This is a genomic window from Bradyrhizobium sp. CB2312, from assembly GCF_029714425.1.
Lineage (GTDB): Bacteria > Pseudomonadota > Alphaproteobacteria > Rhizobiales > Xanthobacteraceae > Bradyrhizobium.
On record NZ_CP121668.1, the window covers coordinates 9014701 to 9039180 of the forward strand.

General features: G+C 65.7%; 22 protein-coding genes. 14 read left to right on the plus strand and 8 right to left on the minus strand.

The features are described 5' to 3' along the window. Positions 1-113 precede the first annotated feature (113 nt). Together QA642_RS42995 and QA642_RS43000 are read right to left on the minus strand one after the other, a co-directional pair. Positions 114-497 carry a cell division protein ZapA gene (locus QA642_RS42995; RefSeq protein ID WP_060737138.1) on the minus strand — a complete coding sequence of 128 codons (384 nt, stop codon included), beginning with the start codon at positions 495-497 and terminating at the stop codon, positions 114-116. Then, positions 494-784: a DUF4164 domain-containing protein gene (locus tag QA642_RS43000; RefSeq protein WP_011084341.1), complete on the minus strand. Its 291-nt coding sequence runs from the start codon at positions 782-784 to the stop codon at positions 494-496. The genes QA642_RS42995 and QA642_RS43000 overlap by 4 nt, the downstream gene beginning before the upstream one ends. A gap of 401 nt (positions 785-1185) precedes the next feature. Here QA642_RS43000 and tkt point away from each other — a divergent pair, with 401 nt between their 5' ends. The 9 genes from tkt (at position 1186) to QA642_RS43045 (ending at position 10868) form a co-directional block, all read left to right on the plus strand. Next, positions 1186-3180: a transketolase gene (tkt, locus tag QA642_RS43005; RefSeq protein ID WP_283087097.1), complete on the plus strand. Its 1995-nt coding sequence runs from the start codon at positions 1186-1188 to the stop codon at positions 3178-3180. A 170-nt stretch (positions 3181-3350) separates the two neighbouring features. Further along, positions 3351-4358, plus strand: coding sequence for a type I glyceraldehyde-3-phosphate dehydrogenase (gap, locus tag QA642_RS43010; RefSeq protein ID WP_283082213.1), 1008 nt, complete (start codon positions 3351-3353; stop codon positions 4356-4358). A 10-nt stretch (positions 4359-4368) separates the two neighbouring features. Next, positions 4369-4500 (plus strand): hypothetical protein, encoded by a 132-nt coding sequence (locus QA642_RS43015; protein ID WP_283082214.1) that lies wholly within the window; start codon positions 4369-4371, stop codon positions 4498-4500. Between the two features lie 27 nt (positions 4501-4527). Next, positions 4528-5721, plus strand: a complete 1194-nt coding sequence (locus QA642_RS43020; protein ID WP_283082215.1) for a phosphoglycerate kinase — start codon at positions 4528-4530, stop codon at positions 5719-5721. Between the two features lie 53 nt (positions 5722-5774). After that, a complete protein-coding gene (gene fba, locus QA642_RS43025; RefSeq protein ID WP_035998315.1) occupies positions 5775-6842 on the plus strand; it encodes a class II fructose-bisphosphate aldolase in 1068 nt (355 codons plus the stop codon). Positions 6843-7184: 342 nt separating this feature from the next. After that, positions 7185-8210 (plus strand): class I fructose-bisphosphate aldolase, encoded by a 1026-nt coding sequence (locus QA642_RS43030; protein ID WP_283082216.1) that lies wholly within the window; start codon positions 7185-7187, stop codon positions 8208-8210. A 3-nt stretch (positions 8211-8213) separates the two neighbouring features. Further along, positions 8214-8888 (plus strand): thiamine phosphate synthase, encoded by a 675-nt coding sequence (locus QA642_RS43035; RefSeq protein WP_283082217.1) that lies wholly within the window; start codon positions 8214-8216, stop codon positions 8886-8888. 8 nt (positions 8889-8896) lie between these two features. Further along, positions 8897-9979 (plus strand): tetratricopeptide repeat protein, encoded by a 1083-nt coding sequence (locus tag QA642_RS43040; RefSeq protein ID WP_283082218.1) that lies wholly within the window; start codon positions 8897-8899, stop codon positions 9977-9979. A 97-nt stretch (positions 9980-10076) separates the two neighbouring features. Continuing rightward, complete coding sequence (locus QA642_RS43045; RefSeq protein ID WP_027561130.1) at positions 10077-10868, plus strand: inositol monophosphatase family protein; 792 nt, start codon at positions 10077-10079, stop codon at positions 10866-10868. Positions 10869-11042: 174 nt separating this feature from the next. On the opposite strand, the gene QA642_RS43050 is transcribed toward QA642_RS43045, so the two are convergent. The 4 genes from QA642_RS43050 to QA642_RS43065 form a co-directional block, all read right to left on the minus strand. Then, positions 11043-12170, minus strand: coding sequence for an AAA family ATPase (locus tag QA642_RS43050; RefSeq protein ID WP_283082219.1), 1128 nt, complete (start codon positions 12168-12170; stop codon positions 11043-11045). A gap of 117 nt (positions 12171-12287) precedes the next feature. Next, the gene (locus QA642_RS43055) at positions 12288-15449 is read right to left on the minus strand and encodes a multidrug efflux RND transporter permease subunit (RefSeq protein ID WP_283082220.1); all 3162 of its coding nucleotides are present in this window, start codon (positions 15447-15449) and stop codon (positions 12288-12290) included. A gap of 6 nt (positions 15450-15455) precedes the next feature. After that, positions 15456-16649, minus strand: a complete 1194-nt coding sequence (locus tag QA642_RS43060) for an efflux RND transporter periplasmic adaptor subunit (RefSeq protein WP_283087098.1) — start codon at positions 16647-16649, stop codon at positions 15456-15458. 230 nt (positions 16650-16879) lie between these two features. After that, entirely contained in the window at positions 16880-17899 is a 1020-nt protein-coding gene (locus tag QA642_RS43065; protein WP_283082221.1) for a cyclopropane-fatty-acyl-phospholipid synthase family protein, read from the minus strand. A gap of 256 nt (positions 17900-18155) precedes the next feature. Between QA642_RS43065 and QA642_RS43070 the strand changes: the two genes are divergently transcribed. The 4 genes from QA642_RS43070 (at position 18156) to QA642_RS43085 (ending at position 21134) form a co-directional block, all read left to right on the plus strand. Continuing rightward, on the plus strand, positions 18156-19178 hold the full coding sequence (locus QA642_RS43070; RefSeq protein ID WP_283082222.1) for a flagellar motor protein MotA: 1023 nt from the start codon (positions 18156-18158) through the stop codon (positions 19176-19178). A 3-nt stretch (positions 19179-19181) separates the two neighbouring features. Next, positions 19182-20210: a peptidoglycan -binding protein gene (locus tag QA642_RS43075; RefSeq protein WP_283082223.1), complete on the plus strand. Its 1029-nt coding sequence runs from the start codon at positions 19182-19184 to the stop codon at positions 20208-20210. A 165-nt stretch (positions 20211-20375) separates the two neighbouring features. After that, the gene (locus tag QA642_RS43080; protein ID WP_283082224.1) at positions 20376-20822 is read left to right on the plus strand and encodes a GNAT family N-acetyltransferase; all 447 of its coding nucleotides are present in this window, start codon (positions 20376-20378) and stop codon (positions 20820-20822) included. An 87-nt stretch (positions 20823-20909) separates the two neighbouring features. Beyond that, a complete protein-coding gene (locus tag QA642_RS43085) occupies positions 20910-21134 on the plus strand; it encodes a hypothetical protein (RefSeq protein WP_283082225.1) in 225 nt (74 codons plus the stop codon). Between the two features lie 156 nt (positions 21135-21290). Here QA642_RS43085 and QA642_RS43090 read toward each other — a convergent pair whose 3' ends face one another. Then, positions 21291-23141: an ABC transporter ATP-binding protein/permease gene (locus QA642_RS43090; RefSeq protein WP_283082226.1), complete on the minus strand. Its 1851-nt coding sequence runs from the start codon at positions 23139-23141 to the stop codon at positions 21291-21293. A gap of 200 nt (positions 23142-23341) precedes the next feature. On the opposite strand from QA642_RS43090, the gene rpmE reads away from it, so the two are divergent. Further along, positions 23342-23569: a 50S ribosomal protein L31 gene (rpmE, locus tag QA642_RS43095; RefSeq protein ID WP_027553890.1), complete on the plus strand. Its 228-nt coding sequence runs from the start codon at positions 23342-23344 to the stop codon at positions 23567-23569. A 204-nt stretch (positions 23570-23773) separates the two neighbouring features. On the opposite strand, the gene QA642_RS43100 is transcribed toward rpmE, so the two are convergent. Further along, positions 23774-24283, minus strand: a complete 510-nt coding sequence (locus QA642_RS43100; protein ID WP_283082227.1) for a DUF1465 family protein — start codon at positions 24281-24283, stop codon at positions 23774-23776. Positions 24284-24480: the final 197 nt, after the last annotated feature.

A 24480-nucleotide genomic window follows, 5' to 3' on the forward strand; every position in this document is an offset into this window, starting at 1 on the left:
TCCTCTTGGGGGTTCTTCGTTGTCGAGACACCCTCTCCCCAACCCTCCCCCGCAGGCGAGCGAGGGAGCGCACCGCGGGCGTGGCAGAAATGGGGACTGGGCCTTCCGCAGCCCTACCCGATCGCAATCCCATTGCCGACGGTCCGGTTCAGCACCTGGGTCGACTTCTCGATTCGCTCGGCCGCGGCATTCAGCGCGTTCACCACGGCGGTCTGCGTCATCCTCGCGCGCTCGACGGCGGCATTGCGGAAATCCCGAAGTTCGGTCAACTCCTGCTCGAGGGTTCGGACACGGTTGCTGGTGTCGACCAGCTCGTCGCAGACGGTCAGCGCGGCCATCACGGTCAGCCGTGCATCGCCGATCTCGCCGAATTTTCCGCGCAGCGACTGGATCCGTGTCTCCAGGGTTTCGGCGAGCTTAAGCAGCCGCACCTCCTGGCCCTCCTCGCAGGCCATGCGGTACTGCCGGCCGTTGATGGTGACGTTGATGTGGCTCATCCATCCTCTCCGGTATCGAGCACCGAACGTATCGTGACGATTGCGGAATCCAGCCGGTCGGAGATCTCGCGATTGGTGCGCTCGAGCTTGCGCGCCTTCACCAAGGCTCCGTCGAGCTCGTCGGCAAGCCGCGAGCGATCGGCGCCGAGAGCCTGGATCCGCGCGGCCAGCTCGTTCTCGTCGCGATCGGCATCGCGCCGCCGCTCCACCGCGCTTTCCAGCGCGTCGAGCGCCGCCATCAGCCTGCGCGTCGCGATCTCGATCTCGACGGCCGAGGACTCGGTCATGGCAGAGCTGTTGGAAACGCGATCGTTCATGCAGTCAGCGGCGGAACCTACCGGCCTTTACCCAGTGGCCTTTCCCTGGAGCTTGCCGTCCGGCAAAAGACTCGGTTCGGCAAGCGCTTAGAAGCAGAAATTTACGTGGCAAGCTAGCCAAGCGCAACGCCGGCGCGAAACTATGCACCGATCCTTGAGGGCATGATCCCCGCGCGAACACCCCGCGTTTGTCGCAAGCAACACAGGGCCGCCACTTTTCCAGAGCCCGCATCACGCAACTTTTGCGGCCAAACCGGCGTTTGATTGCCTTGGACTTCCGGAACCGAGGTGCTATCCCAGCCCGACCTTACGCGGCCGAGAGGCCCCCTTCCCGCGCGGGCGTCCACCGCCAAGCGCCTCATTCCAGACGGATTTCAGACATGACGCAGGTCGACCACACCCGTATGGCCAACGCGATCCGCGGCCTTTCGATGGACGCTGTCGAGAAGGCGAAGTCGGGCCATCCCGGCCTGCCCATGGGCGCCGCCGACATCGCCACGGTGCTGTTCACGCAGTTCCTGAAATACGATGCGGCCGTGCCGTCCTGGCCCGATCGCGACCGCTTCGTGCTCTCGGCCGGCCACGGCTCGATGCTGCTCTATTCGCTGCTGTATCTCACCGGCAATTCCGAAATGACGCTGGACCAGATCAAGCAGTTCCGCCAGGTCGATTCGCTGACCCCGGGACACCCGGAGAATTTCCGCACCAATGGCATCGAGACCACGACCGGCCCGCTCGGCCAGGGCATCTCGACCGCAGTCGGCATGGCGCTCGCCGAGAAGATGCTCGCCGCCGAGTTCGGCAGGAAGATCGTCGACCATCACACCTATGTGCTCGCCTCCGACGGCGACCTGATGGAGGGCGTGTCGCAGGAAGCAATCGCGATGGCCGGGCACTGGAAGCTGAGCAAGCTGATCGTGCTCTACGACGACAACGGCATCTCGATCGACGGCCCGACCTCGATCGCCGATTCCGTCGACCAGGTGAAGCGCTTCAAGTCGGCAGGCTGGGCCGCCGAGAAGATCGACGGCCAGGATCAGGCCGCGATCACCGATGCCATCACGCGCGCGAAGAAGTCGAACAAGCCGACGCTGATCGCCTGCCGCACCACCATCGGTTTCGGCGCGCCGCACAAGGCCGGCACGTCGAAGGCGCACGGCGAGGCGCTCGGCGCCGACGAGCTCAAGGCCGCCAAGGAAAATCTCGGCATCTCGCTCGAGCCGTTCTCGGTGCCCGAGGACGTGCTGAAGGCCTGGCGCGCGGCCGGCAGCCGCGGCGCATCCGCCCGGCAGGAATGGGAGGCGCGGCTCGGCGAGCTCGGCAGCCGCAAGCGCGCCGAGTTCGAGCGCCGCCTGCGCCATGAGCGGCCGGCCTCGCTCGCCAAGGCGGTGCGCGCCTACAAGAAGGAGCTCTTGGAAAAGCCGATGAATGCGGCCACCCGCAAATCCTCGGAAGCCGTGATCGAAGTGATTGCCAGCGCGATGCCGATGGAATTCCTCGCCGGCTCGGCCGATCTCACCGGCTCCAACAACAACAAGGCGAAGTCGGCGACCGCCTTCTCCGCCAAGACGCCGAAGGGCCGCTTCATCCATTACGGCATCCGCGAGCACGGCATGTGCGCGGCGATGAACGGCATCTTCCTGCATGGCGGCTTCGCGCCGAACGGTGCGACCTTCCTGGTGTTCACCGATTATGCGCGGCCCGCGATGCGCCTTGCCGCACTGATGGGCACCGGCGTCGTCTACGTGATGACGCATGACTCCATCGGCCTCGGCGAGGACGGTCCGACCCACCAGCCGGTCGAGCATCTCGCCGCGCTTCGCGCCATTCCCAACATGCGCGTGTTCCGTCCCTGCGATGCCATCGAGGTCGCCGAGTGCTGGGAGCTCGCGCTGAACCGCATCGACGGCCCGACCGTGCTGGCCTTGACGCGGCAGAACCTGCCGCAGCTCCGCACCACCGCGCCGAACGATAGCCCTTGCGCGGCCGGCGCCTACGAGCTGGTCGCCGCGCAAGGCGAAGCCAAGGCGACGCTGTTCGCCTCGGGCTCCGAGGTCGAGATCGCGGTCGCCGCCCAGAAGCAGCTCGCCGAGCGCGGCATCGCGTCACGGGTGGTCTCGGTGCCCTCGCTCGAGCTGTTGTTAGCGCAACCAGAGGCCAAGCGCGCCGAGATCATCGGCAACGCGCCGGTGAAGGTCGCGATCGAGGCTGCCGTGCGCTGGGGCTGGGATGCCGTGATCGGCCAGGATGGTGAATTCGTCGGCATGCATTCCTTCGGCGAAAGCGGCCCGGCGAAGGACCTTTTCAAGCATTTCGGCATTACCGCCGAGGCTGCGGTTAACGCTGTGCTGAAGCGCGTTTCCTGAGAGTTGAGCTTGCCAAAAAAAAGGACTACGTAACTCCTCATATGATCAAGCACCGCCCGGCCGAACCGGGCGTCCGTCTAAAAAACCCTCGCAAGCGCGCCAAGCGCGTTGTGCGGGACGATGGGGTTATTGAACAGCCGTCACTGAACGGTCATTGAAGGAGACGAAACATGGCAGTCCGCGTCGGAATTAACGGTTTTGGCCGCATCGGCCGCAACGTGTTGCGGGCTATCGCCGAGTCCGGCCGCAAGGACATCGAGGTCGTCGGCATCAACGATCTCGGTCCGGTCGAGACCAACGCCCATCTTCTTCGCTTCGACAGCGTCCATGGCCGCTTCCCCGGCACCGTCACCGTCGACGGTGACTCGATCAGCCTCGGCGCCAACAAGATCAAGGTGACCGCCGAGCGCGATCCCTCGAAGCTGCCCTGGAAGGATCTCGGCATCGACATCGCGCTGGAGTGCACCGGCATCTTCACCGCGAAGGACAAGGCCTCCGCGCATCTGACCGCCGGCGCCAAGCGCGTGCTGGTCTCCGCCCCCGCCGACGGCGCCGACGCCACCATCGTCTACGGCGTCAACCACGACACCCTGACCAAGGATCACCTGGTCGTCTCCAACGGCAGCTGCACCACCAATTGCCTCGCACCGGTCGCCAAGGTGCTGAACGACCTCGTCGGCATCGAGACCGGCTTCATGACCACGATCCACGCCTATACCGGCGACCAGCCGACGCTGGACACGCTGCACAAGGATCTCTACCGCGGCCGTGCGGCTGCGATGTCGATGATCCCGACCTCGACCGGCGCCGCCAAGGCGATCGGCCTCGTGCTGCCGGAGCTGAAGGGCAAGCTCGACGGCGTCGCGATCCGCGTGCCGACGCCGAACGTCTCGGTCGTCGATCTCAAGATCGTCGCGAAGCGCGCCACCGACGCCAAGGAAATCAACGCGGCGATGAAGCGCGCCAGCGAGCAGCAGCTCAAGGGCATCCTCGGCTACACCAATGCGCCGAACGTCTCGATCGACTTCAATCACGACCCGCACTCCTCGACCTTCCACGAAGACCAGACCAAGGTGCAGAACGGCACACTGGTGCGCGTGATGTCCTGGTATGACAACGAGTGGGGCTTCTCCAACCGCATGGCGGACACCGCCGTCGCGATGGCGAAGGTGATCTAAGGGGAGCGCAATGCTTCCTGCCTGGATCGGAATTCCTGGCGTCATTCTGCTGTTCGCATTGATCGCGTATGGCATGCGCCAGGGAGACAAGGTGACGACCAGGCAGGAAGGCGATCCGCCCGAGCGCGGCGATCCGCCGTAACGCCGTCAGTTAACGAGTGATCAGGACATGGCCAAATTCCGCACCCTCGACGACGTCGATGTGAAGGGCAAGCGCGTGCTGCTGCGCGTCGATCTCAACGTGCCCATGGACAACGGCCGCGTCACCGACGCGACCCGGCTCGAGCGCGTCGCGCCGACCATCACCGAACTCTCGGACAAGGGGGCTAAGGTCATCCTGCTGGCGCATTTCGGCCGGCCCAAGGGACGCGATCCCAAGGAGTCGCTCAGGCCCGTCGCGGAAGCGCTGTCGAAGGTCGTGAAGAGGCCCGTCGCCTTCGCCGACGACTGCATCGGCGAGCCCGCGGCCACGGCCGTGGCCGCCCTGACGGATGGCGACATCCTCTGCCTGGAAAACACCCGCTTCCACAAGGAAGAGGAAAAGAACGATCCCGCCTTCGTCGCGGAATTGGCAAAGCTCGGCGACATCTGGGTCAGTGACGCGTTCTCGGCCGCGCACCGCGCCCATGCCTCGACCGAAGGCCTCGGCCACAAGCTGCCGGCCTATGCCGGCCGCACCATGCAGGCCGAGCTCGATGCGCTGGAGAAGGCGCTGGGCTCGCCGACCAAGCCGGTCATCGCCATCATCGGCGGCGCCAAGGTTTCGACCAAGATCGACCTGCTCGAGAACCTCGTGACCAAGGTCGACGCGCTGGTGATCGGCGGCGGCATGGCCAACACCTTCCTGCACGCCCAGGGCGTCGCGGTCGGCAAGTCGCTGGCCGAGAAAGATCTCGCGCCGACCGCGCTGCGCATCATGGAGAAGGCGGAAGCCGCCAATTGCGCCATCATCCTGCCGGTCGATGCCACCGTCGCCTATCATTTCGCGGCCAATGCGCCCTCGCATGCCTACGGCCTCGATGCGATTCCGGCCGACGGCATGATCCTCGACGTCGGCCCGCAATCGGTCGCGCGCGTCCACGCCGCGATCGACGACGCGGCGACGCTGGTCTGGAACGGCCCGCTCGGGGCCTTCGAGATGCAGCCGTTCGACCGCGGCACCGTCGCGGCCGCCAAGCACGCGGCCGAGCGTACCAAGGCCAAGAAGCTGATCTCGATCGCGGGCGGCGGCGACACCGTTGCCGCGCTCAACCAGGCCCATGTGGCCGGTGATTTCACCTATGTCTCGACCGCCGGTGGCGCGTTCCTTGAATGGATGGAAGGCAAGCCCCTGCCCGGCGTCGAAGTTCTGCGCACCAAGTAATCAGAACGGCAAGCAAGAAGCGGCCCTGTAGGCCCAAACGGAGAGAAAGACAGATGGCTCGGATCACGTTGCGTCAATTGCTCGACCATGCGGCTGAGAACGATTACGGCGTACCGGCCTTCAACATCAACAACATGGAGCAGGCGCTGGCGATCATGGACGCCGCCAACCAGGTCGACGCACCCGTCATCATCCAGGCCTCGCGCGGTGCGCGTTCCTACGCCAACGACGTCATGCTCAAGCACATGATGGACGCGGTGACCGAGATCTATCCGCACATCCCGGTCTGCGTGCATCTCGACCACGGCAACGAGCCCGCGACCTGCATGACCGCGATCCAGGCCGGCTTCACCTCGGTGATGATGGACGGCTCGCTCAAGGCCGACGGCAAGACCCCCGGCGACTGGGGCTACAATGTCGGCGTCACCAAGACGGTGACCGACATGGCCCATCTCGGCGGCATCTCGGTCGAGGGCGAGCTCGGGGTGCTCGGCTCGCTGGAGACCGGCATGGGCGACAAGGAAGACGGCCACGGCGCCGAGGGCAAGCTCAGCCACGACCAGCTCCTGACCAACCCGGACGAGGCCGTGAAGTTCGTGCAGGAGACCAAGGTCGACGCGCTCGCGATCGCGATGGGCACCTCGCATGGCGCCTACAAGTTCACCCGCAAGCCTGACGGCGACATCCTCGCCATGAACGTGATCGAGGAGATCCACCGCAAGCTGCCGAACACGCATCTGGTCATGCACGGCTCCTCCTCGGTGCCGCAAGACCTGCAGGACATCATCAACGCCTATGGCGGCAAGATGAAGCCAACTTGGGGCGTGCCTGTTGCCGAGATCCAGCGCGGCATCAAGAACGGCGTGCGCAAGATCAACATCGACACCGACAACCGCATGGCCATGACCGGCCAGATCCGCAAGGTCCTCAAGGACAATCCGGAAGAGTTCGACCCGCGCAAGTACCTGAAGCCGGCGATGGAAGCCATGACCAAGCTGTGCAAGCAGCGGCTCCAGGAGTTCAACACGGCGGGCCAGGCCTCCAAGATCAAGAAGGTGCTGACCACCGCCGAGATGGCCAAGCGCTACGCCAAGGGCGAGCTTGACCCCCGCGTCGCGTAAGCGATCGCGGTGGCGTGAGCCGCCGCGGCTCCCCTTGGCCCCGCTAGCGGCAGGCCAGTCGCATTTGAACATTCACGAGAGGTCGTCATGCCCGGGCTTGTCCCGGGCATCCACGTTCTTGGTGCCGGGGGCAAGGCGTGGATGGCCGGGATAAGCCCGGCCATGACGCTGTGGAAGCTCCGGTGCCCCAAGGCTCTGATCTCGCACGTGATTGCCTGCTGCAGGCGGGAAGAGGTAAACAGCCGATCCCCCTTTACCCTGCGACCAACGTTAACTCGGCAATTGCCCGAGAACGGTCTATTTTCACGGGCAAGGGCAGAATCGTTTTGGGAGGACCTCTCGATGAATCTGACTGAGCTCAACAGGATCGCGACCGCCATGGTCGCCCCCGGTAAGGGCATCCTTGCCGCCGACGAATCCTCCGGCACCATCAAGAAGCGTTTTGACGCGATCGGCGTGGAATCGACGGAGACCAACCGCCGCGACTATCGCGAGATGCTATTCCGCTCCAAGGACGCCATGAGCCAGTACATCTCCGGCGTGATCCTCTATGACGAGACGATCTGGCAGGATGCGAAGGACGGCACGCCCCTGGTCAAGCTGATCGAACAGAGCGGCGCCATTCCCGGCATCAAGGTCGACGAGGGCACGCAGGCCCTGCCGATGTGCCCGGGCGAGCTCGTCACTGTCGGGCTCGACAAGCTCGCCGAGCGGCTGAAGAAATATTACGAGCGCGGCGCGCGCTTTGCCAAATGGCGCGCGGTAATCGACATCAGCAGCGGCATTCCCTCGATGACCGCGATCAGCGTCAACGCCCATGCGCTGGCGCGCTATGCCGCGCTATGCCAGGCGGCGCAGATCGTGCCGATCGTCGAGCCTGAGGTGCTGATGGACGGCGATCACGACATCGACCGCTGCCATGAGGTGACGAGCCGTGTGCTCAACAAGACCTTCCAGGAGCTGCGCGTGCAGCGCGTTGCGCTCGAGGGCATGGTGCTGAAGCCGAACATGGCGATTTCGGGCAAGAAATGCGCAAAGCAGGCCTCCGTCGAGGAAGTTGCGGAAAAGACGATCCGGCTGCTCAAGGCCTGCGTCCCCGCCGCGGTGCCGGGCATCGCCTTCCTCTCCGGCGGCCAGTCCGACGAAGAGGCGACCGCGCATCTCAACGCCATGCACAAGCTCGGTCCGCTGCCCTGGGGCCTGACCTTCTCCTATGGCCGCGCGCTGCAGGCCGCGCCGCAGAAGGCCTGGTCGGGCAAGGCCGAGAATGTCGCGGCTGGACAGAGCGCGTTCAGCCATCGCGCACGCATGAACGGTCTCGCCTCCAAGGGCGAATGGCAAAGCAGCCTGGAAAAGAAAGCGGCCTAGATCTTGTCGAACAAACCGCCTCCGCCGCGCCCGGCGCCGCGTCTCTATCTCGCGACGCCCGTTGTCGATGATCCCGCGACGCTCGTGGCCGAATTGCCGGGCCTGCTCGCCTCCGCCGATGTCGCCGCCGTGCTGCTGCGGCTGAAGGAGACCGACCAGCGCACCATGATCTCGCGCGTCAAGGCGCTGGCGCCGCCGGTGCAGAAGGCGGGCGCCGCGCTGCTGGTCGACGGCCATGCCGAGCTGGTCGCGCGCGGCGGCGCCGACGGCGCGCACCTGCCCGGCATCGCCGCGCTGAAAGAGGCGCTGCCATCGCTCAAGCCCGATCGCATCGCCGGCGTCGGCGGGCTGACGACGCGGCACCATTCCATGGATGCGGGCGAGATGGGCGCCGACTATGTGCTGTTCGGCGAGCCCGACGCGAAGGGACAGCGACCGTCGTCGCAGGCGATCGCCGAGCGGCTCGACTGGTGGGCCGAGCTGTTCGAGCCGCCCTGCGTCGGCTTTGCGACGTCGCTGGAAGAAGCCTACGACTTCGCCGCCAGCGGCGCCGATTTCGTGCTGGTCGGCGAGTTCATCTGGGCCGATCCGCGCGGACCGAAGGCTGCGCTGATCGAGGCCGACGCCGCGATCAAGAAGGCCCATGCCACCGCGCCTGCGGGTCAGGAGCACGGCTAGCGCCCGACATGAAGCTCCCGTGCATCACCATCCTGGCCACGCTGCTGTTGACAGTGCCCGCGGCCGCACAGCTCCAGATCACGCCACCGGCGACAGTCCCGAGCCCGCCCGCCGAGAAACAGAAGCCCAAGCCGCCTCCCGCTGCCAAGAAGAAAGAGGCCGCGCCGGCGCCGAAACCGTCGGCTTCGCCCAAGCCGGCCGCTTCCCCAAAGCCTCAACTGCCCGCAACCGTGATCCCGGCGCCGCCCACCGACACGCCGGGCGTCGATCTGGTGTTCGGCGCCTATCAGCGCGGCCAGTACAAGACCGCATTCGATCTCGCCAGCACGCGCGCCGCGACCGGCGATCCCAAGGCGATGACCATGCTCGGCGAGCTCTATTCCAACGCCATGGGCATCCGCCGCGACTACGCCAAGGCGGTCGAATGGTACAAGCGCGCCGCGGATGCCGGCGACCGCGAGGCGATGTTCGCGCTGGCGATGCTGCGCATGGCCGGCCGCGGCGGCGCGGTGGACAAGGGCGAGGCAGTCAAGCTGATGGCGTCAGCCGCCAAGCTCGGCGAGCCCAAGGCGGCCTATAATCTCGCGCTGCTCTATCTCGACGGTCAGACCCTGCCGCAGGACGTCAAGCGCTCCGCCGAGCTGCTGCGCCAGGCTGCGGACGCCGGCCTGCCCGAGGCGCAATACGCGCTCGCGACCTTCTACAAGGAGGGCACCGGGGTCCCGAAGGACCCCGAGCGCGCGGTGCGCCTGCTCCAGGCCGCCTCGCTCGCCGACAATGTCGATGCCGAGGTCGAATATGCCATCGCCATGTTCAACGGCACCGGCACGCCGAAGAACCATCCGGCCGCCGTCGCGTTGCTTCGTAAGGCCTCCCGCCAGGGCAGCGCGATCGCGCAAAATCGCCTCGCCTGGGTGCTGATCAACGGCATGGGCGCGGCCGTGGACAAGGTCGAGGGCTTCAAATGGCATCTGGTGGCCAAGACCAGCGGCAAGGGCGATCCGGAGCTCGACAAGCAGCTCTCCGACCTGCCGGCCGAGGACCGGGCCAAGGCGGAGGCCGCCGCCAAGAAATGGCTCGGGACCAAATGACTTGACGCAATGACTTGACCTGAGGCCCCCCGCAGGGCACCCAATCCCTCAAACAGGCGTGCTTTCGCGCCCTTTCCCCCGACAAGACCCAGAGCTCATGCTTTATTCCGCAACTATCAACGTCATGGTCAAGGCCGCGCGCCGCGCCGGCCGCAGCCTCAAGCGCGATCTCGGCGAGATCGAGCATTTGCAGGTCTCGCTGAAGGGACCGGCCAATTTCGTCTCGCTCGCCGACAAGCGCGCCGAAGAGATCCTCTACCAGGACCTCGCCAAGGCACGGCCCGGCTACGGCTTCATCGGCGAGGAAGGCGGCACCCGCGAGGGCACCGACAAGAGCCACACCTGGATCGTCGATCCGCTCGACGGCACCACCAACTTCCTGCACGGCATTCCGCAATTCGCGATCTCGATCGGCCTCGCGCGCGAGGGCATGGTCATCGCCGGCGTGATCTACAATCCCGCCAATGACGAGCTCTACATCGCCGAGCGCGGCAAGGGCGCCTTCCTCAACGACCAGCGCCTGCGGGTGGCCGGCCGCCGCCAGCTCAACGAGTGCGTGGTCGCCTGCGGCCTGCCCCATATTGGCCGCGGCGACCACGAGGAATTCCGCCGCGAGATGACCGCGATCCAGGACCGCGTCGCGGGCCTGCGCCGCTTCGGCGCCGCCTCCCTCGACCTCGCCTTCGTCGCAGCCGGCCGCCTCGACGGCTATTGGGAGCGCAATCTGCAATCCTGGGACATCGCCGCCGGCATGCTGATGGTGCGCGAAGCCGGTGGAACGGTGTCGGGCGTCCAGGGCAATGACGATCCCCTGCTGACCGGCCATGTGGTGTGCGGCAACGAGTTCGTGCACGGCGAGCTGGTGAAGATTTTGCGGAAGCCAGCGTAAGGCGAAAGCTCGCGCTCTCCACATTCCGCCGTCATCACCCGCGAAGGCGGGTGATCCAGTATTCCGCGGCGTCTCGGTTCAATCACAGGCGCCGCGGCGTACTGGATGCCCCGCCTTCGCGGGGCATGACAGTTTTGCCTTACGGCTTGTCCACAGCGGCTCGACCTGCAACGACTAAGCGTCGTCTTCGTCGGAGTCCTCGTCGCGATATTCACCGCCAAGAGTCAGGCCCTCGATCGTCGTGGCGCCTTTCGGCTTGATCACCCGGCGAAGCGGGACCGAGCTCTCGCTTCGCAATGCCTCCATCAACTGTTCCGAATGCGTGACGATCCAGATGTCGGCGCGGCCCGATGCCTTGACGATCAGCCGGGCCAATGGGGCGAGCAGCGACGGATGCAGGCTGGTCTCGGGTTCGTTCAGCGCGATGAACGGTGGCAGCCGATAGCCCATGAACACTGCGAGCAGGCAAATATATTTCAGCGTCCCATCGGACAGTTCATGAGCCCTGAACGGCCGCGGCATATCCGTCAGTTGCAGATCAAATTCACACGAGCCATTTTCTTCCCATGCGCGGAGCTCGGCGCCCGGAAATGCATCTTCGATTACGTCCTGCAGCTCGGTGGCGTCTTCCCGAATGGTGTAAAGCGTCGCCAGGGCCGCGGCCAAATCACTCCCATCGGCACTGAGCGAGGGCGTCGTGATCGCGAGACACGGCTTTCGTAGCGGCGAGGCCGGATCGGTGCGAAAGTCGTGATAGAAGCGCCAGCCCAGCATTGCGTTTCTGACCAAATCGATTTCGGGGCATTCCTTGCCATCGGAAAAGCCCGCAAGCGCCGTCTCGGACGGCAGCACCGCATCCTTGTGGCTGCTCCATGCGCCGCTCTCGCCGCGCACGCTGACGAGCGAGTTTTTTCGCTCCATCAATTGAACCGTTCGTTTGCCCTGCGTCGCCTCGATACTTTCGGACTTGATCATCGGCTCGCTGGAAAACGCCGCCTCGAGCGGGCCAGGAAATCCGATCTCGATGGAATATCTGAATCTATCGAATTTGGCCGACAAACGTAGTCGCCCATCTTCGCCTTTCTTGCGAAGACCGGACCAGCAGACCGAACTCAATCCGCCTTCCTCGGCGATCGTGCGCGTGATTCGACCTGCCGCCGCGTCGCGCAACAGCGACAAGGACTTGTAGAGATTGGATTTGCCGACGCCATTCTCACCCACAAACACGGACAGGGGGTGGATTGGTATGGAGAGCCGCCGAATGGAGCGATAGTTGGAGATCGCAACGTCGGTCAGACGCATTACATGCTCGCAATCGGCAGGTTGGCCGCGCATTCGCGCCGCGGTGCGAATACATTTCAATCCAGAGATGCAGTCTGGATTGACGCCCCCGAGAAAGCAAGCCGGCCGATCCGGCGTTCAGTGGCCGGCCCTCGCCGGCGCCGGCGGCCCATACGCTTCGCCTTCCTTCGCGGCCTTCGGCTCCCGATCCCCCGCCAGCACGCGCTGCACCGAGACGAAGAACACCGGCACCATCAAGAGCGCCAGGATCACCACCGCGATCATGCCGCCCATCACGACGCTGCCGAGTGCCTGCTGGCTGGCCCCGCCGGCGCCGTGGGCGATCGCCATCGGCAGCACGCCGCAGATGAAGGCAAGGCCGGTCATCAGGATCGGGCGGAAGCGCAGGCGGCAGGCTTCGATGGTGGCGTCCACCAGCGGCTTGCCTTCCTTTCGCAGATCCTTGGCGAACTCGATGATCAGGATCGCGTCCTTGGCGGCAAGGCCGATGATGGTGATGAGGCCGACGGTGAAATAGACGTCGTTGGGCAGGCCGCGCAGCATCGCGGCGATGACCGCGCCGACGATGCCGAGCGGCACGGTGAGCAGCACCGCGAGCGGGATGGTCCAGCTCTCGTAGAGCGCGGCCAGACACAGGAAGACCACGAGAACCGAGAGGCCGAGCAGAAACGGCGCCTGCGAGCCCGACAGCTTTTCCTGCAGCGACTGGCCGGTCCATTCGTAGCCGAAGCCGCGCGGCAGCCTGCCCGCAAGCTTCTCCATCTCGGCGATGGCATCGCCCGAGGTGAAGCCGGGCCTCGCTTCGCCCGAGATGCGCACCGCGGGATAGTAGTTGAAGCCGGCGATCTGCGTCGGACCACGCGCCCATTCGACCGTGGCGAAGGAGGAGAACGGCACCAGCTGGCCGCGGCTGTTCTTGACGTTGTAGTTGAGGATGTCCTCGGTCCGCATGCGATCACGGCTATCTGCCTGCACCACGACGCGCTGCATGCGGCCGCGGTTCGGGAAGTCGTTGATGTAGTTCGAACCGAGATTGGTCGAGATCGTGTTGTTGATGTCCTCGAAGGTGACGCCGAAGGCGCCGGCCTTCTCGCGGTCGATCACGAGATTGACGACGCCCGCCTCGGGCAGGCCCTCGATATAGACCTTCTGCAGCACCGGGCTCGCATTGGCGTCCGCGATCAGCTGGTCGGCGGCACGCATCAGGGCGGAATAGCCCTTCTGGCCGCGGTCCTGGAGGCGGAACGAGAAGCCCGAGGAGTTGCCGAGATTGTCGATCGGCGGCGGCTGCAGCGCAGAGATCTTGGCGTCGCGGATCGACGACCCCAGGTCGCGGTTGATGTCGTTGACGATCGCCGCAGCGGAATCCTTCGGCCCGCGCTCGGACCAATCCTTCAGCGTGATGAAGGCCTGCGCGGTGTTCATGCCCTGGCCGGAGAAGCTGAAGCCGGTGAGGAAGGTGACATCCTTCACGCCCGGCCGCTCGGCGAGATATTTCTCGACCTTCTCGATCACGGCCTCTGTCCGCGGATAGGACGAATCCGACGGCGTCTGAACGTCGGTGGTGACAAAACCCTGGTCGTCGATGGGCAGGAAGCCGCCGGGCAGGCTGACGAAGGCCCAGGAGAGACCCACCAGCAGCGCTGCATAGACCAGCATCAGGCGGCCGGTGCGCTTGAGCGAGAAGCCGACGGTGCGGGAATAGCGCTCCTTGCCGCCTTCGAGCATGCGGTTGAACCAGCCGAACACGCCCCGCTTCGCGTGGCCATGACCGGCCGTGACGGGCTTGAGCAAGGTCGCGCACAGCGCCGGCGTCAGCGACAGCGCGAGGAAGGCGGAGAAGCCGATCGCGGCGACCATGGTCACCGAGAACTGGCGGTAGATGATGCCGACCGAGCCCGGGAAGAACGCCATAGGCACGAACACCGCCATCAGCACCAGCGTGATGCCGATGATGGCACCCGATATCTGCGACATCGCCTTGCGCGTCGCCTCCTTCGGCGACAGCCCCTCCTCGCTCATGATGCGTTCGACATTCTCGACCACGACGATGGCGTCGTCGACGAGGATGCCGACCGCGAGCACCATGCCGAACATCGAGAGCATGTTGATGGAATAGCCGGCGAGCAGCAGCGTGGTACAGGCGCCCAGAAGCGCCACCGGCACCACGATGGTCGGAATGATGGTGTAGCGGATGTTCTGGAGGAACAGGAACATCACCACGAACACCAGCACCACGGCTTCGACCAGCGTCGTCAGCACCTTCTTGATCGAAGCCTCGACCACGGGCGTGATGTTGTAGGGGATCTCGTAAGTGATGTTGGCCGGGAAGAAGCGCGACAGCTCCTTCATCTTCTCCTCGACCGCGCTCGCGGTCGCCAGCGCATTGCCGGTCGGCGACATCAGCACGGAGAGACCGGCGGTCGGCTTGCCGTTGAGGCGCGTGTTGAACTGATAGCTGAGGCCGCCGACCTCGATGCGCGCGACGTCGCGCAGGCGCACGGTCGAGCCGTCGGGATTGGCGCGCAGGATGATGGCGCCGAATTCGTCCGGCGAGGAGAGCTGGCCCTTGACCAGCACCAGCGCGGAGGTGCGCTGGGTCGCGGTCGACGGCTCGGCGCCGATACTGCCGGAGGCGACCTGCGCGTTCTGCGCGGCGATCGCCTTGTTGACGTCGTCCGCGGTCAGGCCATAGCCGACGAGCTTTGCCGGATCGACCCAGACGCGAAGCGAGCGCTCGGTCGAATAGAGCGTGGCACGACCGACGCCGGGGATGCGGCGGATCTCGCCGAGCACGTTGCGGATCATGAAGTCGCCGAGGCCGACCTCATCCAGGCTGCCGTCGGTCGAGTTCAGCGTGATGATCTGCAGCACCGCGCTGGATGCTTCCTCGATCAGGATGCCCTGCTGGATCACCGCGCGCGGCAGGCGCGCCTCGACGCGCTTGATGCGGTTCTGCACCTCGACCGAAGCCGCACTGGTATCGGTGCCCGGCTGGAAATTGGCGATGATCTCGACCTGGCCGAGCGAGTCGCTGGTCGATTCGAAATTGAGGATGCCGGAGGCGCCGTTGAGCTCCTCCTCGATCAGGCGCGTGACGCTGTTGTAGAGGTTTTCGGGCGAAGCGCCGGGATAGCTGGTCGAGATCGAGATCGAGGGCGGCGCGATGATCGGATATTGCGCGATCGGCAGCAGCGGCACCGCGATCGCGCCGATCAGACAGATGAACAGCGCGACCACCCAGGCAAAGATCGGCCGGTCGATGAAGAAACTCGGCATGGCGGATTACCGCGTGACTTTCTCGGCGTGCCGGTTGTCAGCGGTCGCGTCCGCCTCCGACCAGGATTGCGGCTTGACCTTGTCGCCGGCGGCAAACTTCTGGAAGCCCTCGACCACGACCTTGTCGCCGGCCTTCAGGCCCTCGGTGACGAACCAGAAGCCGTCCTGCACCGAGCCGGTGCGCACCGGCTGCACCGCGATGCGGTTGTCGTCCTTGACGACGAACACTTCGCTGCCGCCGCCGCCATTGCGCTGGATCGCCTGCTGCGGCACCGCGATGGCATCGGAGTCGAGGCCCTGGTCGATGCGAACGCGGACATACATGCCCGGCAGCAGCTCGCGCTTCGGATTGCGGAACTCGCCGCGCAAGGTCACCTGCCCGGTATGGGCGTCGACCTTGGCGTCGGAGAACAGCAGCTTGCCGTCGAGCGAATAAAGCGTGTTGTCGTCGAGCACGAGACGCACCTTGGCGGCATCGGCGGCGATCCGCTCGAGGTCGCCGCTCTCGAAGGCACGGCGGAGCTGGTTGAGCTCGGTCACCGACTGGGTGAAGTCGGCATAGATCGGATCGAGCTGCTGGATGGTGGCGAGATTGGTCTCGTTCTGCACCGCGAGCGCGCCCTCGCTGACGAGGGCGGCACCCACGACGCCGTCGATCGGCGCGCGCACGGTGGCATAGTCGAGATTGAGCTTTGCGCGCGCGAGCTCGGCCTTGCGGCCTTCGACCTCGGCATGGGCCTGGCGCTCGGCGGCCACGGCCTTCTCGTTCTCGGCCTCGGGCGCGGCGCGCTGGCTGGTCAGCGTGGCGATACGGTGCGCCTGCTGCTTGGCCTGCATCAGCGCAGCCTCGGCCTTGGCGAGCCCGGCCTCGTTGGCCATCACCTCGACCTCGAACGGGCGCGGATCGATGCGGTAGAGCGGATCGCCGGCCTTCACCTCGCTGCCCTGGCGGAACAGGCGCTCGACCACGATGCCGGAGACGCGCGGCCGCACGTCGGACATGCGCGTCGGCGCGATGCGGCCCGGCAGCTCGCGCACCACGGCGCGGGCTTGCTGCTTGACGACGACGATGCTGACGTCAGGGTCGGCCGGTGGAGCGGCGGAGACGGCCGAGCTCGATTCCTCGCAACCTGCGAGCAGCGGCGCAAAGGCCGCGAGCATCATTGCAACGCATGCCGATCGCGCGCGAAGTCCTGACATGAAGGTAAGTGCCCCGATGTTGTTGAAACTGGTCACACGCCGCACCGGCCCGTTCTGGGCGATTCCGCGCGGCTGATGCCGTCAAAATAGAATGGAGCTGCTGCGACGCAACGCATCCAGCGGGCGGCTCAATGTCACACGGCCTATCACGCTGACTTCTGGGGACTTTTTTGGATTCACCGGATTGTGAGTCGGGTTCCATCACGGCGTGCTGCGACGGAACATCGCAATCACTCCGCGGCCTTCATCCGGTACTGGCTGACGCCCCATTCGGTTCCGTCGGCATAGCCGAACGCCCCTGAGGTCGCGAGCAGGAACCAGCGCCAGCGCCGCATCCAGAGGCCTGTCTCCTCGCCATGGATTTTGCGCAAGGACGCTTCGATCGCGTCGCGATGCGCATCGAAATTGCCGAGCCAGTCGTTGGCGGTGCGCTGATAATGCGTGCCGCTCCAGCACCATTCCTTCTCGAGCGCGAAGATGTCGTCGAACTGCCTGACGAGGTGATGGCTCGGCATCAGCCCGCCGGTGAAGACATGCTGGGCGATCCCGTCCTCGCGATCGGTCCGGTCGAACAGATCGGAGCCGGCGCGATGGGTGGCGATGTGCATGAAGAAGCGCCCCTCGGGCGCGAGCCACGACCGCAGCCGCGTCATCAGCTTGCGCCAGTTCATGACGTGCTCGAACGTCTCGACCGAGACGATGCGGTCGAACGCGCCTTCGGGCGCGAACCCGCACATGTCCGCATCGACCACGCGCAGGTTCGACAGCCCGCGCAGCCGCGCCTGCTCCGCGACATGGGCGCGCTGCGCCTGCGAGTTCGACACCGCGGTCACCGTCGCGTGCGGAAACTGCCGCGCCATCCACAGCGACAGCGAGCCCCAGCCGCAGCCGAGATCGAGGATGGCCTGGCCGTCGGCGAGACCGGCGTGCTCGACGGACTGCCGCAGCGCTTCCTCCTCCGCCTCCTGCAAGGTGGTCGCATCGGTCTTGTAGAAGCAGCATGAGTATTTGAGGTTGGGGCCGAGCAGCTGCGCAAAGAACGCCGCCGGCACCTCACGATGTCCGGCATCCGCTTCGCCAGCGATCGGCCGCAGGATCATCCGCCCGGCGAAGGCGGCATCGTCGGCTGCACCCAGCGTGGACAGGCGCGAGGCCGTGCGCGAGCACAGGCGCTGGATCGCGGCGCGGATCACGACGTCGGGCAGCGGCACGCGTTCGGCAGTCCCGATGATGGCGGAGACGACGCTCATGCGACCACTCCCTTGGCCAGGTCTTATGGGGGCAGCGGAGGAAAGAACGCAGATGCCGGCAACAGGCCGGGGACAGCCCCAGGGCATCGGCGGCCTGGGGATGGGCAAACTTTTGCAGACAACGCGTTATCAAAGCACGGTTTCCGCTTTGGGTTCCGGGCGCTGTCCACGAAATCGGCTCATCCGGCGCTTTTTTTGGGCTGGCGCTGTGCCATAGTGCGCACTGCAATCACGTTCGTAACGGATGATACCGGCCATGCCGCCTGGCGCCCCGCCCCGCTCCTCCATGGATATCGAGTATACGAAACTGTCCGCACCCAGCGTCTTCCTGGTGCGGATGCTGGTCTTCCTGGTGCTGTGCACCCTGGTGGGCGTGGTGCTCTACAGGCAGATCATCCAGGCCTTCTTCGCCAATCCCGGGCTCAATGCCCTGATCGGCGGCGTGCTGTTCATCGGCATCATCCTGGCCTTCCGCCAGGTGATCCGGCTCTATCCTGAGGTGTCCTGGGTCAACAATTTCCGCATTGCCGATCCCGGCCTCGCCCCGTCCCGCCACCCCAAGCTGCTGGCGCCGATGGCCGCGATCCTCGGCGGCGAGCGCTCCGGGCGGATGAGCATCACCCAGACCACCATGCGGCATTTGCTCGATTCGATTGCGACCCGCCTGGATGAAGCCCGTGACATCTCCCGCTACATGACCGGGCTCTTGGTCTTCCTCGGCCTGCTCGGCACCTTCTGGGGCCTGATCGAGACGGTCGGCTCGGTCGGCAAGGTGATCGACGGGCTCAAGGTCGGCGGCGATTCCGGCGCCCTGTTCGACACGCTGAAAGAGGGCCTCGCCGCTCCGCTCGGCGGCATGGGCATTTCGTTCTCGAGCTCGCTGTTCGGCCTCGCCGGCTCGCTGATCCTCGGCTTTCTCGATCTGCAATCGAGCCAGGCGCAGAACCGCTTCTACACCGACCTCGAAGACTGGCTCGCCACCACCGTGCGCGAATATGGCAGCGGCGAAGTCGCGGTCGCAGCCGCCGCTGGCGGCGGCGTCGCCAGCGGCGAGCTTCAGGCGGCCGTCGAACGCTTACGCTCCGTGCTCGAGGAGGGCAGCGGCAGCCGCGGCACCACCGCGGCGATGGCAAGCCTTGCCGAGGCGATCCAGGCGCTGGTCTCGCATATGCGTACCGAGCAGCAGATGATCCGCGAATGGGCCGACGGCCAGGGCGAGCAGAACCGCGAGATCCGCCGCCTGCTGGAACGGCTCGCGCGCCAGCCGGAGAAGGGTTAGCACATGGCTCTAGCGCGCGGCCGCCGCAGCGAAGGCGCCTTCAACTACTGGCCCGGCTTCGTCGACGCGCTGTCGACGCTGGTGCTGTCGATCGTGTTCCTGCTGTCGGTCTTCCTGGTCGTGCAATTCTTCCTGTCGCAGGAAGTCACCGGCAAGGACAAGGCGCTAGAGCTGCTCAATGCCAAGATCGCTCAGCTCAACGAGCTGCTCTCGCTGGAGAAGCTCGGCAAGCTCTCGCTCGACGACCAGGTCTCGCAGTTGAAAGCGGGCCTTGCCTCGGCGGAGTCCGAGCGCGACCGCATGAAGGGCCTCTATGAAGGCCTTGCCAACGCCGGCAACGACGCGCAGGGCAAGACCGCCGAGCTCGGCAAGGCGCTGGACTCGGAAAAGGCGGTCTCGGCACGGGCGCTGGCGCAGATCGAGGTGCTGAACCAGCAGATCAGCGCGCTCAGGCGGCAACTGGCGGCGCTGGAAGAGGCGCTCGATGCATCCGAGAAGCGCGACAAGGAATCGCAGAATCGCATCGCCGACCTGGGTTCTCGCTTGAATGTTGCATTGGCGCAGCGCGTGCAGGAATTGTCGCGCTACCGCTCGGAGTTTTTCGGCCGCCTGCGCGCGATCCTGGGTAACCGCCCCGACATCCGCATCGTCGGCGACCGCTTCGTGTTCCAGTCTGAAGTGTTCTTCGACACCGGACAGGCGACCTTGCTGCCCGAGGGCCGCGCCGAGCTCGAGACATTGGCGACGGCGCTGATCGATCTCGACAAGAAGATCCCGAACGAAATTCCCTGGGTGCTGCGCGTCGACGGCCACACCGACTTGCGCCCGGTCACCGGGGTGAACTTCAAGTCGAACTGGGACCTCTCCGCGGCCCGCGCCATCTCGGTGGTGCAATACCTGATCTCGCTCGGCGTCCCCGCCCAGCGCCTCGTCGCCGCAGGCTTCGGCGAATTCCAGCCGCTCGACACCGGCAACACCGAGGAAGCCTACAAGCGCAACCGCCGCATCGAGCTGAAGCTGACGGAGCGGTAGTGTGAGGGTCGCGCGATACTCACCGCACCGTCATGGCCGGGCTTGTCCCGGCCATCCACGATCTTCGGTCCGCGCTGATAGAAAGGCGTGGATGCCCGGGCATAGGCGAGCGGAAGCGACGCCGTCCTTCGGACGGCTATGCCCGGGCATGACGACCTTCGTAGAATGAGCGCGCTCCACCTCCGCCCCTATCGGCCCGAGGACGAGGCAGCCTCGATCGATCTCTGGCATCGCACCTGGCAGCAGGCCTATCCGCAGATCGATTTCGCCGCGCGCCTCGCATGGTGGCGCGAGCGCTGGCGCAAGGATCTGGTGCCGAAGGCCCAGATCGTTGTCGCCGAGCAGGACGGCGCGCTGACCGGCTTCGTCACCATCGACGGCGAGGGCTATCTCGACCAGCTCGTGGTCGATCCCGATCGCTGGGGCTCGGACGCGGCGCGATTGCTGGTGGATGAGGCGAAACGGCTGTCGCCGTCGGGCATCACGCTACTCGTCAACAAGGACAATGCCCGCGCCATCCGCTTCTACGAGCGCAACGGCTTTGCCCACGCCGGCGACGACGTGAACCCGACCTCGGGCCGGCCGGTGCTGAAGATGATCTGGAAAGCGTGATCTAGCGGGCGTGACGCCGATCACGCGGGGATCCCGCGCCGCCGGTTATTCGTTGTGTCAGCGATGGCACGCGGATGGAGATGGTCGATGAAGCTGAGCGAGCTCGCCAAGGGGTCCTCGGTGATGCTGGGCGTCATCGTCGCCGGATATGTGTCGACGACCTATGTCGACCATCGCTTTGCGGCATCAGAGACGGCGAGCCCCCCTGCGCCAACGAACAGCCCCGGACCGTCGGCCTGCGTGGACGCGGACGGGAGCTGGAAGAACTGGCTTTGGCCGAACGTGCCGATGGGCTCGCCGAAGTGCCGGTGATCGCGGGTTCTTCCCTAACACTCCGCTGTCATGCCCCGCGCAGGCGGGGCATCCAGTACGCCGCAGCCCTTCCGCAATCTCACCAGCTTCTCGGAGTACTGGATTCCCCGCCTTCGCGGGGAATGACACTGTGGTTGTGGTGACGATCACAGAGCCTCACGCCCCCTCGAACTGCAGCCTCGCCAGCCGCGCATAGAGCCCGTTCGCCGCGACGAGCTCGGCATGCGTGCCCTGCTCGACGATCCTGCCCTGGTCCATCACCAGGATGCGGTCGCAGGAGAGCACGGTGGCGAGGCGATGCGCGATCACCAGCGTGGTGCGGTGCTTCATCAGCTCTTCGAGCGCGGTCTGCACCAGAGTCTCGCTTTCGGCATCGAGCGCGGAGGTCGCTTCGTCGAGCAGCAAGAGCGGCGCGTCGCGCAAAATGGCGCGGGCGATCGCGATACGCTGGCGCTGGCCGCCTGACAGCGTCACGCCGCGCTCGCCGAGCGGGGTCTCATAACCTTCGGGCAGGCGGCGGATGAACTCGACGGCGTGGGCGAGCTCGGCGGCGCGCTCGACCTCGGCATCGGTCGCATCGGGGCGGCCGAAGCGGATGTTCTCGCGGGCGCTGGCGGCGAACACGTTGGACTCCTGCGGCACCAGCGCGATGCGTGAGCGGAAATCGCGGGGATCGGCGGACCTGACCGGCACGCCGTCGAGCGAGATCGCGCCGCTGCGCGGATCGTAGAAGCGCAGCAAGAGATGGAAGATCGTGCTCTTGCCGGCGCCGGAGGGACCGACGATCGCGACCTTCTCGCCGGGGCGGATGGTGAACGAGACGGCGTCGAGCACATTGACATCGGGCCGCGCGGGATAGGCGAAGCTGACGTGGTCGAAGCCGACCTCGCCGCGCGCTGGCACCGGCAGCGTGCGCGGCGATGCGGGCGCGGCGATCTCGGGCTGCACGTGCAGGATCTCGAACAGGCGCTCGGCGGCGCCCGAGGCCGCCGCGACCTCGCCCCAGACCTCGCTGAGCTGGCCAAGGCCGGCCGCAGCGAACGCGGCATAGAGCACGAACTGCCCGAGCCGGCCCGGCGAGATCGCGCCGGTCAAGACGTCATGCGAGCCGATCCAGAGGATCGCGACCACGCTTGCGAACACGATGAAGATGATGATGGCGGTGAGCACGGCGCGCGCCTGTGTCGAGGTCCGCGCGGCCTCATAGGCCTGCTCGACCTCGCCGCCAAAACGCTTCGCGGCCAGCCCCTCGCTGGTATAGGCCTGCACGGTGCGGATCGCGCCGACCAGTTCGCCGGCATAGGCGGAGGCGTCGGCGAGCGTGTCCTGCGCATTGCGCGACAGGCGCCGCACCCAGCGCCCGAAGGCGACCAGCGGCAGCACGATCAGGGGAATGGCGAGCAGCACGAATCCGGAGAGGCGCGGGCTGGTGATCACCATCATCGCCGTGGCGCCGAGAAACATCATCAGGTTGCGCAGCGCGATCGAGACCGAGGCGCCGACCGCGGATTTGATCTGGGTGGTGTCGGCGGTGAGGCGCGACACCAATTCGCCGCTGCGCGCGGAATCGAAGAAGGAGGGCGAGAGCGAGAGCAGATGGGCGAAGACGTCGCGCCTGAGATCGGCGACGATGCGCTCGCCGATCGTCATCACGAGGTAGTAGCGCGAGGCGCTGGCGAGCGCGAGCACGGCGACCACCGCGATCATCACCGAAAAATAGCTGTTGATCAGCGCGATGCCTTCCGGCGAGAGACCGAAATCGATCATCCGGCGCACCGCGATCGGGACCAGCAGCGTGGTCAGCGCCGCGATCGTCAACGCCACGAAGGCGAGCGCAGCACGACCGCGATAGCGGGCCACATAAGGCGCGAGCGCCAGCAGCGGCCGCAGCCTGGCACGGCCCTTGGCGGGCTGCTCGATCAGTTCGGCTTCGATCAACGGGGCTTCGGTCGGTGCGCCGTCGCGCTCGTCGCGGTACTGGTCGTCAAGCCGTTCCACAGCGCTCATGAGATCCGGACCCAGGAAGACAAGTTAGCTCCACATAGGCCGGTGAAAGGGGAGTGGCAAATCCGGGATGTCCCTTAGGGGACGGCCCGGTTCGCAAGTCCCCACAATGGCTTGTTTTAAGGGGGCCTGTGGGGTATAGAGCCGCCAAATCCGTCATTCGATAGTCACTCAAGCAAGGCGCCGGGCGCCGAGGAATTGCCATGAAAGCCGAAATTCACCCGAATTATCATACGATTACGGTCGTCATGACGGACGGAACCGAGTACCAGACCCGCTCGACCTGGGGCAAGGAAGGCGACAAGCTGCACCTCGACATCGACCCGAAGTCGCACCCGGCCTGGACCGGCGGCTCGGCCCAGATCATGGATCGCGGCGGCCGCGTCTCGCGCTTCCAGAAGAAGTTTTCGGGCTTTCTCAAAAAGGATTGATCCGGCCCGCAAGGCTGGTGACGAAAAACGCCCCCGGAGGACCGGGGGCGTTTTTGTTTTTGCCCGTCATTCCGGGGCGCCTGAAGGGCGAGCTACGATGCGCAATTGCGCATCTGAGAATCCATAACCACGATCGGGAGTATGGATTCCGGGCCCGCGCCAAGTGGCGCGTCCCGGAATGACGACCGAGACTGTTGATAGACCTTACCGCTCGAACGCGGCCTTGAGCGCGTTGAGGTGCGGCACCAGCGGATTGCCGATCGCGACGTGATCGGTCGGCGGGGTGTGGATCGAGGTGTCGAGGCGGCGGACGCGGGTCTGCAGGCTCATCGAGCGATGGATCAGGTCCTGCAGCTGGGCCGGCAGCTTCTCGACGGTGTCGGCTGGGCCGGGATCAGCTGCGGTGAGCTTGACCTTGGTCTTCTCGCGGTTGGCCTGGACCAGCGTCATCTCGCCTTCCTTGACCGCGCGGTGCAGCAGCAGCCACGAGGCGAGCTGCATCAGGCGGGTGGTGAGGCGCATGCTCTCGGTCGCGTAGGTGAGGCTGACGGCACGGTCGAGCGCCTTGGCCTCAGTGCGGCCGGCGCCGTCGAGATAGGAGGCGGTCTCTTCGACGAGGTCCATGCCCTCGCGAAACAGGGCGCCGAACGCCGCAGAATTGGTGAACCGCTCGCTGAGTTGAACGAGAGCGCCGTCGGCCTGCAAACGTTCCATGGTTAACGCCCCTTACGCAACTGTTTACCCACCCGGCTTTGGCGCCGGATTATGATGAACAAATCATTGCGCGGGCGAAGCGCGGAGTCCAGCGACAAGCGCGGATATGGTTTCCGCGGGTCTTTCCTCGGAATTCAACCGAAGGGAGACTCTTGTTTTGACGGGTTTTCTTGACGCGAACCGGTACCCACTTCGCT